Source organism: Kribbella sp. NPDC026611 (assembly GCF_040638345.1).
Taxonomy (GTDB): domain Bacteria; phylum Actinomycetota; class Actinomycetes; order Propionibacteriales; family Kribbellaceae; genus Kribbella.
This window is the reverse complement of record NZ_JBEZYC010000017.1, coordinates 1-13,494: the sequence shown is the minus strand read 5'-3', so window position 1 is coordinate 13,494 and position 13,494 is coordinate 1. Positions and strand designations below refer to the sequence as shown.

The window sequence follows — 13,494 nt, the reverse complement described above, 5'->3', positions numbered from 1 at the left end:
ACAGGCGAATCCACAGGTGTGGGCAACTGAGCGTGAACACCAGGACCGGCAGTAGTGACAAGTGCAGGGTTTCCCCTGCGTTGTGGATGAAGAACTCCGCTTGTCGGCGATCCGGCCTAGAGTCTCCGGATACCGAGCCCGGGTCCGTCCGCCCAGGCCCAGTCCCCAGGAGGCAGCGTGTCCCGAACTTCCCGTCCCCGCCGACTGGCCGCCGGCCTGGCCGCGGCCGCGCTGGCGTGCGCGTCGCTCGGCGCTCTCGAGGCCAACGCCGCACCGCTCGACGACACCGCGCCGGGTCCGCTGTCGAACTACGTGCTGAACACGAAGGCCACGCCGGGTCACGTCCGCAAGGTCGAGGACGCGGTGAAGCAGGCCGGCGGCACCGTGCTGGCGTCGTACGAGCAGTTCGGGGTCGTGGTCGCGCAATCGACCAACGCGAACTTCAAGGCCGACGTCCGCGTCGGGCACAACGGACGCGAGGTGCAGTCCGTCGGGTCCACGCGGACCGCCGCGGTCAGCGAGGGGCCGGCCACCGGGTTGAGCTCGACCGACGAGACCACGGCGACGCCAGTGCCCGACCCGCGGGAGAAGGACCAGTGGGACATGGTCCAGATCAAGGCGGACCAGGCGCACGCGGTGACCGACGGCTCTCGCCGGGTGCTGGTTGGGGTCAACGACAGCGGTGTCGACGACACGCACCCGGATCTCGCGCCGAACTTCGACGCTCGCGATTCGGTGAGCTGCGTGAAGAACGGCGTACCGGACACCACTGTGGGGGCGTGGCGGCCGACGACTTCGCCGCACGGCACGCACGTGGCCGGCACGATCGCCGCCGCGCGGAACGGTGTGGGCATCGTCGGTGTCGCGCCGGGGGTGCGGATCGCGTCGGTGAAGGTGGTCAACGACGCCGGCTTCATCTACCCGGAGTACTCGATCTGCGGGATCGTGTGGGCCGCCGAGCACCACATGGCTGTCACCAACCACAGCTACTTCATCGACCCGTTCGAGTTCTGGTGCAACGACGACGGCGACCAGGGCGCGGTCCAGGAGGCGGTCCGCCGGGCGTACGCCTGGGCCACCGACGAGGGCACGCTGTCGGTCGCCGCGGCCGGTAACTCGAACGTCGACCTGGCGAACAAGACCACCGACAGCGGCAGCCCGAACGACTCGACACCGGTCACCCGGACGCTGAACGCCGGCTGTCTCGACATGCCGACCGAGCTCCCCGGCGTGATCACCGTCGCGAGCACGACGCAGGCACGCGTCAAGAGCAGCTTCTCGAACTTCGGCCTGAACAAGATCGACGTCGCCGCTCCCGGTAGCGCGATCCTGTCCACGCTCCCGGGCGGCGGCTACGGAACCATGAGCGGTACGTCGATGGCGTCCCCGCACGTCACCGGTATCGCCGCGCTGATGAAGTCCACGCACCCGTGGTGGGGCCCGCGCGACATCGAGCGCGCGCTCCACAAGGAGGCCGACGACACGGCGTGCCCGACGACGCCGGACCCGCGCTGCACCGGCACCACCGCCAACAACGCCTTCTTCGGCGACGGCATCGCGGACGCCCTGGACGCCGTACAGCGCTGACCCCTCAAGCCGAGTGGGGGTCCACCGCCCGGGACCCCCACTCACTCAACCCGTGGTGATCAGCACAATGCCGGCGACCACTACAGCCGCGGCCACGGCGCGGCGCGGGCCGAAGCGTTCGCCGAAGAAGAGGGTGCCGATCAGGGCGCCGAAGATGATGCTTGTCTCGCGGAGCGCCGCGATGGCCGCGAGGGCCCCGCGGGTCTGCGCCCAGAGGACGAGGCCGTAGGCGACCATCGAGACGACTCCCCCGGCGAGGCCGGACAGGATCGCCTTGCGCGGCAGATTGAAGGTCTTCGGACCGCGCCAGGCCAGCAGGGCGAGCGGCACGGCGAGGCCTTGGAGCATGAAGACCCAGCCCATGTAGGTCGCGACCGGCATCTTGTGGACGGCGACGCCGTCGACGACCGTGTACGCCGCGATCGTCAGGCCGGTCCCGATCGCGGCCAGGATCGCGGGAGCCTGGCGACGGTTCGGGCGACCGATGAAGACGAGCGCGATCAGGCCGGCCGAGATCAGCAGTACGCCGGCCAGTTCGACCACGGCCAGGTGCTGGTGCAGGACGACGATCGACACCACCGCGACGACCCACGGCGACGTACCGCGGGCCAGCGGGTACATCTGGCTGAACTGACCGAGCTGGTACGACGCCAGCAACCCGCCCAGGTACGCGAGATGCAGCAGCGCCGACGCGATGATGAAGCCCCACGTCCCGGCCGGCGGCGGTCCGCTCAGCAGGACCGCGACGAGCCCGATCACTCCGGCCGACAGCTCGAACAACGCCAGCCCTGCCACCCGGTCCGGCGCCCCGTGCGCCATCGCGTTCCAGGTCGCGTGCAGGACCGCGGCCCCGAGCACCACCAAGATCACCACCACGGGCACACCCTCTCACCCGCCTGCTGCCAACAGCAGGCGAAATATCAGGTGCAGGTGACCTCCGGGGTGAGCCAGTCGGCGTGGTCGTAGTCGGGTGTGCCCGCAGTGTCCAGGCGTAGGTCGACGACGTCGACGCCGGACAGGTTTGCGGTCAGCGGGACGGCACCGCCGGCGCCTGTCGCGTCGGCCTGGGCCAGGCGGGTGCCGTCTCCCCAGACCTCGAAGTGCACCTGGCCGAGGTTGCCGACCTCGTCGTCGATGCCGACAGAAGCGGTGAGCGTCGTACACCGCTTGCCCAGGTAGTAGGTGACCGAGCCGTTCGCGTGGCCGCCGAGACCGTAGGGGTAGACGGTGCCTGCCACGGTCAGCGGCAGGCCGTCGCCGAGGCCTTGGCCGCCGACGCTGCGGTTGCGCTCGACCGGACCCCAGCCGTTGGACATGGACAGCCAGGACCGGTCGGACAGCCTGGACTTGCCGGGCGGTGGCGGCGTACCGGTGCAGGTGATCTGTGGCGCGAGCCAGTCCGCGTGGTCGTATTCCGGCGTTCCTGCGGTGTCCAGGCGCAGCTCCAGGACCTCGACGCCGGTCAGGTTCGCGCTGATCGGGACCGCTCCACCGGCGCCGGTCGCCTCGGCCTGTGCGAGCCGTACGCCATCACCCCAGAGCTCGAAGCGCACGTCGCCGTGGGCACCCACTTCGTCGTCTATGCCGACCTGTGCCGTCAGCTGTGAGCACTGTGAGGCCAGGTAGAACCCGATGCGGCCTGGGGCGTGCGCACCGAAGCCCTGGGCGTAGACCGTGCCTGCGACGGTCAGGGGCTTCCCGTCACCGGCCGCCTGTTCGCCGACGCTTCTGTTGCGTTCGACGGGACCCCAGCCGTTATCGGCGTACGCCCAGGGCTGGTCGGAGAGCGTCGTACGTCCTGCGGGTGGCGGGTTCGCCACGGTAAAGCGGCCCGGGCCGGACCCGCTCTGCACACTGCTCCCCCAGAGCCAGTCCGCCCGGGCGGTAAGGTCCACCGGACCCAGGTCTGGGCGGTCTGCTGCCAGATGCCAGGTTGCGGCACCGGTCTGCCCCGCACCGATCGTCGCGAGCTGGGTGGACCCGGCCGGCGTAGCTTGCCAGGCGTCCGGGGCAGTCAGGCTCAGCCGTGCGTCTGTGACCGCAGCCGGCCCGTCGTTGCGGACCTTCACCTGTACGTCGAGGCGCCCGTCGGTGGTCACATAGGGCTTCGTCGGTACGGCCTCGACCGACACCATCGGTGCGAGCTCTGCCGCCGCACCGGGCGTCACGCGAAACATGGCTGCGTCGTGCGAACCCACCACTGCGCGGACGTTGCCGGCCGAGGAACGGACCGCGTTGCTCCACAGGTCCTTCACTGTGTAGGCCTGCGCCGCCGGCAGGCCCAGCTCTGCTGCGGTCGTGGACATCGTGGCCGGGTTGCTCGCGCGGTTGAGGAGGACGACCGCGGCCGAGCCGTCGGACAGCTTCTTCGACCACACCTCCAGTTCGCCGTCGTCGCGGAGCTTGGCGCCCTGGCGGCCGGCCCAGTCCTGGTTGACCGCGAGCACGTCCGGGTCGGTCAGCAGGCCGCGCGTCGAGGCAGACATGGAGCGCAGGTCGTTGCCGGCGATCAGCGGCGCGTTGAGGATCGACCAGAGGCTCATGTGCGCGCGGCTCTCGGCGTACGTCAGGCCGGTGTTGCCCACCTCGAGCATGTCCGGGTCGTTCCACTTGTTCGGACCGGAGTACTGCTCGAGCCCGACCTGCAGGTCGAGCAGGGACATCACGCTCGCCCAGTTGTTGGCGATGTCGCCGGTCGTGCGCCACATGTTCCCGCCGGCGCTCGCTCCCCACAGCCACGGCTGGTTCGAGCCCCACTCGCAGATGCTGTAGAGAATCGGCCGGCCGCTGGCGGCGAGCGCGTCACCCATCGTCTTGTACCGCGTCTGGGCGGGGATACCGTCCTGCTCCCCGCAGTTGTCGTACTTGAGCAGATCCACACCCCAGCTCGCCCAGGTCTGCGCGTCGACCGTCTCGTGGTGGAGGCTGGCCGGGCGGCCCTGGCAGGTGTACGAACCGGCCGAGGAGTAGATGCCGAGCTTCAGGCCGAGCGCGTGCACGTAGTCGGCGAGAGCCTTGATGCCGTTGGGGAAGCGCGTCGGGTCCGGCTGCAGCCGTCCGCCCGCGTCGCGCTGGGCGGCCATCCAGCAGTCGTCGATGTTCACGTACTTGTACCCGGCGGCGGCCATCCCCGACGACACCATCGCCTCCGCGGTGTCGCGAATGAGCCCCTCGTTGATATCGCAGCCGAACGTGTTCCAGCTGTTCCACCCCATCGGCGGGGTCGGCGCCAGATTCGCGGCGTCCGGAGCCGCCTGGGCAGGGGGCGCGATCGCGCCGAGCAGCAGCAGTCCGAGCACGACGACAAGCAGACGACGCATGGCGAGCTCCCTGGGTGGGCGGCAAACAGCGGGCTCAGTCCGTCGGACGTTAGGCGCTTATCTCGCGACGCACAATCCTCTCGACGCCGGTGAAATGGTCTCGGCGGGGAAGCATGTGCTCACCGTTCGTCGAGGAGGTCGAGGAGGTCGAGGAGGCCGAGGTCGCGGAGGCTCTCGGCGGTTTCCACGATCGTGGTTGCTGCCGGGCGGGGTCGCCAGCCGAGCTCGGTTCGGGCGCGGTCGTTGTGGATGATCGGACGGGGCAGGTCGGGGCCGTCCGCTTCCGCCGTGGGTGCAAGGGCGGCGCCGAAGTCGCGCCGGAGGATGCCGGCGACGTCGAGGAAGCTCATCGCGGGGTCGCTGGAGACGGCCAGGTAGCGCTTGCCGGCCGCGTGCGGGGCGTTCATCGCACGGCGGTGCAGGTCAGCCACGTCGCGGACGTCGACCACGCCGAACCGGTGCCGCGGCGCGACCTTCATCGTGCCGTCGAGCATCATCCGGATCAGGTGGGTGGACGACCGCAGTTCCGTCGTCAGGGTCGGGCCGAAGATACCGGTCGGGTTGACCACGACGAGCTCGGTGCTGCTGCCGGCCATCAGGTCCCAGGCGGCGCGCTCGGCGATCGCCTTCGACCGCGGGTACGGCGCGAGGCCGGGGGTGTCCGGGTCGGTCCAGTCGTCCTCCGTGTACTCCGCTCCCGGCTTCGGGGTGTAGCCGACGGCCGCGAACGAGGACGTGAGCACGACCCGGCGAGCGCCGGAGTCGCGGGCGGCACGCAGTACCCGGAGGGTGCCTTCGCGGGCGGGGACGATCAGCTCGTCGGGGTCCTCGGGCTGCTCGACGGGGATCGGCGACGCGACGTGGTGGAGCTCGTCGCAGCCGGCCACGGCGTCGGCCCAGCCGTCGTCGGACAGCAGGTCGGCCACGACCAGTTCGAGCTGGGTGTCATCGGCGCCCCCGCGGCGTACGGCGACTCGCAGTTCGGACTCGCGACTCGTCGAGCGGACCGTCGTTCGCACCTCGCGGCCGTCGCGGAGGAGCGTCGCGATCACGTGGGTCGCGAGGTAGCCGGAGCCGCCGGTCACCAGGACCGGGCTCATCGCAGTACCTCGACGATGTCGATCAGGCGCTTGGTCGCCGCGACCTCGGCCGCGTCGTCGTTGCGGTCGCGGGCATCCCAGAGCGCGGCCTTCTCCCGCAGGTACTCGAGCCGGACCCGCTGCGCGGCGATCTCGTCCCCGATCCGCTCGGCGTGCCGCAGGAGGAGATCGCGCTGCTCGGCCGCGGCGTCCCGGCCGCGCTTGCGGTTGCCGAGGTACGTGCGCATGTCCTCGATGCCGACGCCGACCGTCCGCAGGCAGGCAAGGACCTCGACCGTGTCCAGATCCGCATCGGCGTACCGCCGGTGGCCGCTGCTCGGATCCCGCGCGATCGGGCCGACGAGGCCGGCGTCCTCGTAGTACCGCAGCGTGGGCTCGCTCAGCCCGCTCCGCCGCGACACCTCCTGAATGGTGAAAACCGTCATGCCGCCACGGTCACATACCTCAAGCGCTTGAGGTCAAACGGTCGAAGGCCCGGGTGGTTCGCCCGGGCCTTCGAGGGTTCAGAACATCAGTGCGCGGGCCGGGTCCTCGAGGATGCCGGCCACGTCGGCGAGGAAGGTGGAGCCCTTCTCGCCGTCGATCAGGCGGTGGTCGAAGGACAGCGCCAGGGTGGTGATCCAGCGCGGGACGATCTGGTCGTCCACCACCCAGGGCTGCTTCCGGACCGCGCCGAAGGCGAGGATCGCGGCCTCGCCCGGGTTGATGATCGGCGTACCGGCGTCGACGCCGAAGACGCCGACGTTGGTGATCGTGAACGAGCCACCGGCCTGGTCGGCCGGCTGGGTCTTGCCCTCGCGGGCGGTGGCGACCAGGTCGTTCAGAGCCTTGCAGAGGTCGGGCAGGGTGAGTGCGTCGGCGCCCTTGATGTTCGGGACGATCAGACCGCGCGGGGTGGCCGCGGCGATGCCGAGGTTGACCGCGCCCTTGTAGACGATCTCCTGCGCCTGCTCGTCCCAGGCCGCGTTGACGATCGGGGTACGGCGGGCCGCCAGCGTGACCGCCTTCGCGACGATCAGCAACGGCGACACCCGGAGCTCCCGGAACGCCTTGTCCGCCTTCAACCGCTCGACCAGCTCCATGGTCGCGCTGACGTCGACGGTGATCCACTCGGTCACATGCGGAGCAGTAAACGCACTGGCCACCATCGCCTGCGCCATAACCTTCTGCACACCCTTGACCGGAACCCGAGTGTCCCCCCGCCCACTCACCACCGGCGCGGCTTCGTAGGCAACCTGAGGCTCGGGAGCCGCGACATGGTTCTCCACATCGGCCCGAGTGATGATCCCACCCGGACCGGTCGCAGTCACCGCACCCAGGTCAATCCCCAGATCCTTCGCCAACTTCCGCACCGGCGGCTTCGCCAGCACATGCACCGAACCGGCAGTTTCATTGCTCTTGGCAACAACAGGTTTGGGTACCACCGGAGCCGGAGCCGGGGCGGCAACCGCCGGAGCACCACCGCTCGGCTTGCGGGTGCGGCGTTTGGCTTCTGTTGTCTTGGGGCCGTAGCCGACGAGGACTGCGGTGCGGCCGCCGGTTTCTTCTTCTGGTTCGGGGAGGGTGGGGACCATGTCGTCGGTCAGCGCCTCGGCCGGCGAGTCGGTTTCGACCGCGATGATCGGCGTACCGACATCGACCGTTTCGCCCTCGGGGACCAGGAGCTCCTTGACCACGCCCGCGAACGGGACCGGCAGCTCGACCAGCGACTTCGCGGTTTCGATCTCGACGATGGTGTCGTTGAGCTTGACCGTGTCGCCGGGCTTCACCTTCCAGCTGACGATCTCGGCCTCGACCAGACCTTCGCCGACGTCCGGGAGCCGGAACTGCTGGATGCCCATCAGTACCCCATCACCCGGTCGACGCCGTCCAGCACCCGATCCAGGTCGGGCAGGAATTCGTCCTCGGTCCGCGACGGCGGGTACGGGACGTCGTACCCGGTCACCCGCAGTACCGGCGCTTCGAGGTGGTAGAAGCACTCCTCCTGCAGCCGCGCCGCGAGCTCCGACCCCGGCCCGAACGACAGCGACGCCTCATGCACCACGACGGCCCGCCGCGTCTTCCTCACCGAGGCAAACACCGTCTCCAGGTCGAACGGCGCGAGCGTCCGTAGATCCACGACCTCCAGCTGCCGCCCGTCCTCGACCGCGGCCTCGGCCGCCTGCACGCACGTCTTCACCATCGGCCCGTAGCAGAGCAGCGTCGCGTCGGTACCCTCGCGGACCACCTTCGCCTGGTGCAGCGGCAGCGCCGGCGGCACGGACTCGTCCAGCTCAGCCTTCTCGTGGTACCGGCGCTTCGGCTCGAAGAACACCACCGGGTCGTCCGACTGGATCGCCTGCTGGATCATCCAGTACGCGTCCACCGGGTCGCCACACGTCACGACCTTCAGCCCCGGTACGTGCGCGAACAGCGTCTCCGGTGACTCCGAGTGGTGCTCGACCGCGCCGATGCCACCGCCGAACGGGATCCGGATCACGACCGGCATCTTGATCCGCCCCGCGGACCGGTAGTGCATCTTCGCGATCTGGTTGACGATCTGGTCGTACGCCGGGAACACGAACCCGTCGAACTGGATCTCGCAGACCGGCCGGTACCCGCGCAGCGCCAGGCCGACCGCGGTCCCGATGATCCCGGACTCGGCCAGCGGGGTGTCGATCACCCGGTCCTCGCCGAAGTCCTTCTGCAGCCCTTCGGTGATCCGGAAGACCCCGCCGAGCTTGCCGATGTCCTCGCCCATCACGACGACCTTGGGGTCCGCCTCCATCGCCGCCCGCAGACCCGCGTTGATGGCCTTGCCGAGAGTGATCTTGGTCATCGCTCAGCCCTCGCCTTCGAACGAAGCGGAGTACGCGACGTACTGGTCCCGCTGCTCGGCGAGCTGCGGCGTCTCGTCGACGTACACGTGCTGGAAGTAGTCGGTGAGCACCGGGTCCGGCATCGCCAGACAGCCGGCCCGCAGCTCGGCGGCGACCTTGTCCGCCTCGGCGTCGACCTGGTCGAAGAAGTCGTGGCCGACCCCGGCGTGCCGGGTCAGGTACGCGTGCAGCCGCTCGATCGGGTCCTTGAGCTTCCAGTGCTCGAGGTCCTCGCTGAGCCGGTACTTCGTCGGGTCGTCGGAGGTGGTGTGCGCACCCATCCGGTACGTGTACGCCTCGATCAGCGTCGGCCCGCTGCCCTCGCGGGCCCTTTTGAGCGCTTGTTGCGTCACGGCGTACGTAGCAAGTACGTCGTTGCCGTCGACGCGGACGCCGGGGAAGCCGAAGCCGGCCGCGCGCTGGTACAGCGGGATCCGGGTCTGCCGGTCGATCGGCTCCGAGATCGCCCACTGGTTGTTCTGGCAGAAGAACACGACCGGCGCGTTGAACACCGAGGACCAGATGAACGCCTCGTTCACGTCGCCCTGGCTGCTGGCGCCGTCACCGAAGTACGCGATCGTGGCCTCGCCGTTGTCCGGGTCGCCGACCGCGTGGTCGCGCTGCTGACCCATCGCGTACCCGGTCGCGTGCAGCGTCTGCGCGCCGATCACGATCGTGTACAGCTGGAAGTTGTGGTCGTTGGGGCTCCAGCCGCCCTGGTCGACGCCACGGAACAGGCCGAGCAGGTGCAGCGGGTCGACGCCCTGGCACCAGGCGACGCCGTGCTCGCGGTAGGTCGGGAAAACCATGTCCTTGTCGTTCAGGGCCCGGCCGGAGCCGATCTGCGCGGCCTCCTGGCCGAGCAGCGAGGCCCACAGCCCGAGCTCGCCCTGGCGCTGTAGCGCGGTCGCCTCGGCGTCGATCCGGCGGACCAGCGTCATGTCCCGGTAGAAGCCCTTGATCGCCTCGTCGTCGAGGTCGAAGGAGTACTCCGGGTGCTCGACGCGCTCACCTTCGGGGGTCAGCAGCTGGACGAACTCGACCTCTTCGGCAGCTCGGGGCGGGCTGACCGGCGCCTCCACGGGCGCGAACACTTCCGGGGGAGTCCCCGGCATCGACTCACTCACATGCACTCCTCGGGTTCGAGCGCGGGATCGCCGCGACCGCAACGTTGCACGGGGCCGGCCCCTCCAGCCGGGTGAGGCTTTCGCAGGCAGGACCGCGTGGAATACCAGGGCTGATGCACTTGTGGCAGTGGACCTCCTCACCGGTCACACCACCATCTTGCCGGACACCGTACCGACCGGGTGCCTGATCCGCTAACTGTCTGGACGCGGGCGGGTACGGCGGTACCGGAATCGGTCTCAGGATGAGACACCAGTCCATCCACTGGTCTCAGTGTCGCGCTCCTGTGACAGAAATCTGTCCCATCGACAAGAACTGTCACAAATGTGTCTCGATCAGGGCAGCTGTTCGAGCCGGACCAGCTTGAAGTTGGTGCCCTCGCGGTCGCCGTCACCAGGCGTGTTCTCACCGTCATGCACCGCGAACAGCCCGTGCGGGAACCGCGGCCCGAGCGCCTCGGTGGTCACCGCCGCGCCGTCGCTGTGCTGCACGCCGTCCGCCGCGGAGCGGTCGACGACGACGAAGCCAGCGCGGTAGACCAGTCGACCGCCGTCGATCCGGTACGCCGCGAACGTCGAGTCACCCTGGCTGGACCGCCGGCTGGTCACGAACCTTCTCCAGCAGCTCCGGCTTGCCGTGTTGTGGAATGCGCCACAAACCGACGTCCTCCTGGGCCGCATAGAGGTCGTTGGTGGTCTGGTCGAACACCATTCCCTCGAGCTGCGGGCGGTCCCCCCGATCCTCGCAGGGTGACCAGGTGGTGCCGTCGGACAGCCTGAAGCTCGCCGGCAGGTCGACGTACCGGAGCTTGCGGTAGGTGATTCGGCGCGGTCTCGGCGGCGGCAGTCACGGGCGTGAGGCCGCTCGCGTACGCCGGGACCACACTCCACGCGGCTGCGATGGCCACGGTCAACGTTGCTGCTGCTACCCGCATCGTGCACTCCTCACCTCGGGGTCCGGTACCGGCACTGTGCCGGGCGGCGGTGGACTGGCGGGAAACGGCGGATTGCTGACCGGAAACCGGCTTGCGCGCCGGATCGGGGCGACATAGCGTAAGCATCGTTCTTGCATTACACCCCTGACGACCTTGGGAGGCCTCTCGGATGGCCGCTTCCGCTCCGGCCGCCGTACCGGCCGCCGGCACCAAGCCCGTGTCGAGCGCGATGATCTGGACAGCGCTCGCGGTCGTCTACGTCGTCTGGGGTTCGACGTACCTCGGCATCCGGGTGGTCGTGGACGCCCACATCCCGCCGATGCTCGGGATGTCGGCGCGGTTCCTGGTCGCCGGCCTACTGCTGGCGGTCGTGCTCGGTGTGAAGTCAGGGTGGCGGCGGCTGCGGATCACCCGGCGAGAGGCGGCCGGCGCGGCGGTGGTCGGCGTACTGCTGCTTGCCTTTGGCAACGGTGCGGTCTCGGTGGCGGAGCAGACGGTGCCGTCCGGGCTGGCGGCTCTGCTGGTGGCCGCCGTACCGCTGTGGCTGATGCTGCTGCGCGTTGGTGGCGGGGAGCGGCCGCGGGCGTTGACGTGGCTCGGCGTGCTCATCGGGTTCGGCGGGGCGGCGCTACTGTCGCTGTCGGGTGGCAACACCGGCGCGAAGCCGCTGTCGGTGGCGATCCTGGTGCTCGGGACGATCTCGTGGGCGACGGGTTCGCGGTTCGCGCCGCGGCTCGGGCTGCCGCGGGACCCGCTGGTGACTGCTCTCTACGAGATGCTCTTCGGCGGTACGGCGATGATCCTGCTCGGCGTACTGCGGGGTGAGCCAGGGCGGCTGCACCTGGACCAGCTCGACCGGTCGGGGTGGATCGGGCTCGCGTACCTGGTCGTGTTCGGGTCGCTGCTGGCGTACTCGGCGTACAGCTTCCTGCTGGCGAACGCGCCGATCTCGCTGATCGGGACGTACGCGTACGTGAACCCTGCCGTGGCGGTGTTCCTCGGGTGGCTGATCCTGAGCGAGAGCCTGACCTGGCAGATCCTGCTCGGCGGCGCGGTGATCATCGTCGGGGTCGCGCTGGTGGTGACGGCGGAGCGTCGCCGGACGCCGGCTCCCTCAGCTCCCTCGGCGCCGGCAGACTCTCCGGCTCCTTCGGCCGCGGCCGTCGAGAGGTAGAGCGGCGGTACAAGGAAAGGCCCGGACCCACGAGGGACCCGGGCCTCCCACCGCTGCCGATGCGCGCGGCAGCGGGCCTGGTTGCCGGCCGGCGCGATGCCCCGAAAAACACGGCGCGAAACTCCGGCAATGGTTGCAACGATATTCCGATTCATCATGGTATTGCCAATTCGGCGACCACCGAGTCCGCCGATAAACAATCTTCCGAATCACCGGGTCTTCCGTCACCCGCGCTGACTCAACGAGGGAACTCCGGGGTGGTTACGCCCAAGTTTCTTGCAACTTCAACACACTCGGGTGACCGGAAGTTGCCTGGTCAGCGCGGGGTTTCGTTGCCCTGTCAGCGAACTCATCACTGCGCGGCTATGGAGGCCAGGCGCTCGGGAATAGTTGACGAAAAAGTTTGTAACCGGGTCTGCCAGATGTCGTTACCACTAAGACGAATCCGTCAAACCCGAAAGGAAACCTGGCATAATGCAGGTAACTCGTAAGATCGTCGCCGCCGCGGCGGTGGCGACCGTCGCCACCCTCGGCCTGGCCACCGTCGTGAGCGCCAACGTTCTCGACGACACCCAGAAGAAGGCCCAGGACAGCGGCCTGGCCGACGCGGCGTCGATGGCCAGCAAGTCCTACGGTGGCCACTCCCGCTGGTGGGGCGTCCACAAGGACGGCTCGCTCGTCGCGCTGGACGACAACAACGTTGGTCCGTTCCAGGCCTGCCACAACTTCGGTTCGGGCACCGGCATCGGCGGCAACGTGCCGGCCGAGGACATCGTCGCCATCGTCGGTTGGGGCAACGACAACAACAGCGTGTCGGCCGTCAAGACCTGCGAGCAGGGCAGCGAGCAGAACAACCACAAGTGGTACAAGGGCGACTCGCACGGTGTTGTCTCCGTGTCCGACAACAACGTCGGCCCGTTCCAGGCCTGCCACAACGAGCTGTCGGCCACCGGCATCGGCGGCAACGTCCCGCTGACGAACCCGGTCGGCATCCTGGGCCTGGACAACGACAACAACTCTGTCGACTCGCTCAAGACCTGCGAGCAGGACTCCGAGCAGAACAACTGACCCTCCCTGGTCAGTGATGCAGGACCCGAAAGAGCCACCTCGGTGGGGTGACTGATTCGGTAGCAACACCGCGGCGCCGGGAGCAAGCCTCACTCCTCCCGGCGCCGCTCTCATTTCCCTCCACTCGTGCTGGCGTACGCGTGCTGCTGGTAGCCGACCCACGCGTGCTCCGCGGCCACTCCGTCGTCGCTCCGCTCCTCCTACGCGACCACTACGCCCGCTCCCACCTCCCCTGGGGTGTACCAAGGTTGTTGGACAGGTGCTCTTGCTTGAGAGGATTTGTTCATGGCTGAGAAGCGTCGTCGGTTCAGTGCGCAGTTCAAGGCTG

General features: G+C 69.0%; 12 protein-coding genes. 3 read left to right on the top strand and 9 right to left on the bottom strand.

All coding sequences use genetic code 11. The features are described 5' to 3' along the window. Positions 1-177 precede the first annotated feature (177 nt). Positions 178-1,587, top strand: coding sequence for a S8 family serine peptidase (locus AB0E69_RS40340; RefSeq protein WP_360159518.1), 1,410 nt, complete (start codon positions 178-180; stop codon positions 1,585-1,587). A gap of 45 nt (positions 1,588-1,632) precedes the next feature. Here AB0E69_RS40340 and AB0E69_RS40335 read toward each other — a convergent pair whose 3' ends face one another. The 9 genes from AB0E69_RS40335 to AB0E69_RS40295 form a co-directional block, all read right to left on the bottom strand. Further along, the gene (locus tag AB0E69_RS40335) at positions 1,633-2,463 is read right to left on the bottom strand and encodes a DMT family transporter (protein ID WP_360159515.1); all 831 of its coding nucleotides are present in this window, start codon (positions 2,461-2,463) and stop codon (positions 1,633-1,635) included. 44 nt (positions 2,464-2,507) lie between these two features. Then, positions 2,508-4,907: an NPCBM/NEW2 domain-containing protein gene (locus tag AB0E69_RS40330; RefSeq protein WP_360159512.1), complete on the bottom strand. Its 2,400-nt coding sequence runs from the start codon at positions 4,905-4,907 to the stop codon at positions 2,508-2,510. A 119-nt stretch (positions 4,908-5,026) separates the two neighbouring features. After that, complete coding sequence (locus AB0E69_RS40325; protein ID WP_360159509.1) at positions 5,027-6,007, bottom strand: aldehyde reductase; 981 nt, start codon at positions 6,005-6,007, stop codon at positions 5,027-5,029. Continuing rightward, complete coding sequence (locus AB0E69_RS40320) at positions 6,004-6,432, bottom strand: MerR family transcriptional regulator (RefSeq protein ID WP_360159506.1); 429 nt, start codon at positions 6,430-6,432, stop codon at positions 6,004-6,006. The genes AB0E69_RS40325 and AB0E69_RS40320 overlap by 4 nt, the downstream gene beginning before the upstream one ends. Positions 6,433-6,510: 78 nt before the next feature. Continuing rightward, positions 6,511-7,848: a dihydrolipoamide acetyltransferase family protein gene (locus tag AB0E69_RS40315; RefSeq protein WP_360159503.1), complete on the bottom strand. Its 1,338-nt coding sequence runs from the start codon at positions 7,846-7,848 to the stop codon at positions 6,511-6,513. Continuing rightward, positions 7,848-8,825 (bottom strand): alpha-ketoacid dehydrogenase subunit beta, encoded by a 978-nt coding sequence (locus AB0E69_RS40310; RefSeq protein ID WP_360159500.1) that lies wholly within the window; start codon positions 8,823-8,825, stop codon positions 7,848-7,850. Before AB0E69_RS40310 ends, AB0E69_RS40315 begins: the two co-directional genes overlap by 1 nt. 3 nt (positions 8,826-8,828) lie before the next feature. Next, positions 8,829-9,992 carry a pyruvate dehydrogenase (acetyl-transferring) E1 component subunit alpha gene (gene pdhA / locus AB0E69_RS40305; protein WP_360159497.1) on the bottom strand — a complete coding sequence of 388 codons (1,164 nt, stop codon included), beginning with the start codon at positions 9,990-9,992 and terminating at the stop codon, positions 8,829-8,831. 333 nt (positions 9,993-10,325) lie between these two features. Beyond that, the gene (locus AB0E69_RS40300; protein ID WP_360159495.1) at positions 10,326-10,598 is read right to left on the bottom strand and encodes a phytase; all 273 of its coding nucleotides are present in this window, start codon (positions 10,596-10,598) and stop codon (positions 10,326-10,328) included. Beyond that, complete coding sequence (locus AB0E69_RS40295; RefSeq protein WP_360159492.1) at positions 10,570-10,701, bottom strand: hypothetical protein; 132 nt, start codon at positions 10,699-10,701, stop codon at positions 10,570-10,572. Before AB0E69_RS40295 ends, AB0E69_RS40300 begins: the two co-directional genes overlap by 29 nt. A 392-nt stretch (positions 10,702-11,093) precedes the next feature. Here AB0E69_RS40295 and AB0E69_RS40290 point away from each other — a divergent pair, with 392 nt between their 5' ends. Continuing rightward, entirely contained in the window at positions 11,094-12,098 is a 1,005-nt protein-coding gene (locus tag AB0E69_RS40290; protein ID WP_360159489.1) for an EamA family transporter, read from the top strand. Between the two features lie 474 nt (positions 12,099-12,572). Continuing rightward, positions 12,573-13,166 (top strand): hypothetical protein, encoded by a 594-nt coding sequence (locus AB0E69_RS40285; RefSeq protein ID WP_360159487.1) that lies wholly within the window; start codon positions 12,573-12,575, stop codon positions 13,164-13,166. Positions 13,167-13,494 lie beyond the last annotated feature (328 nt).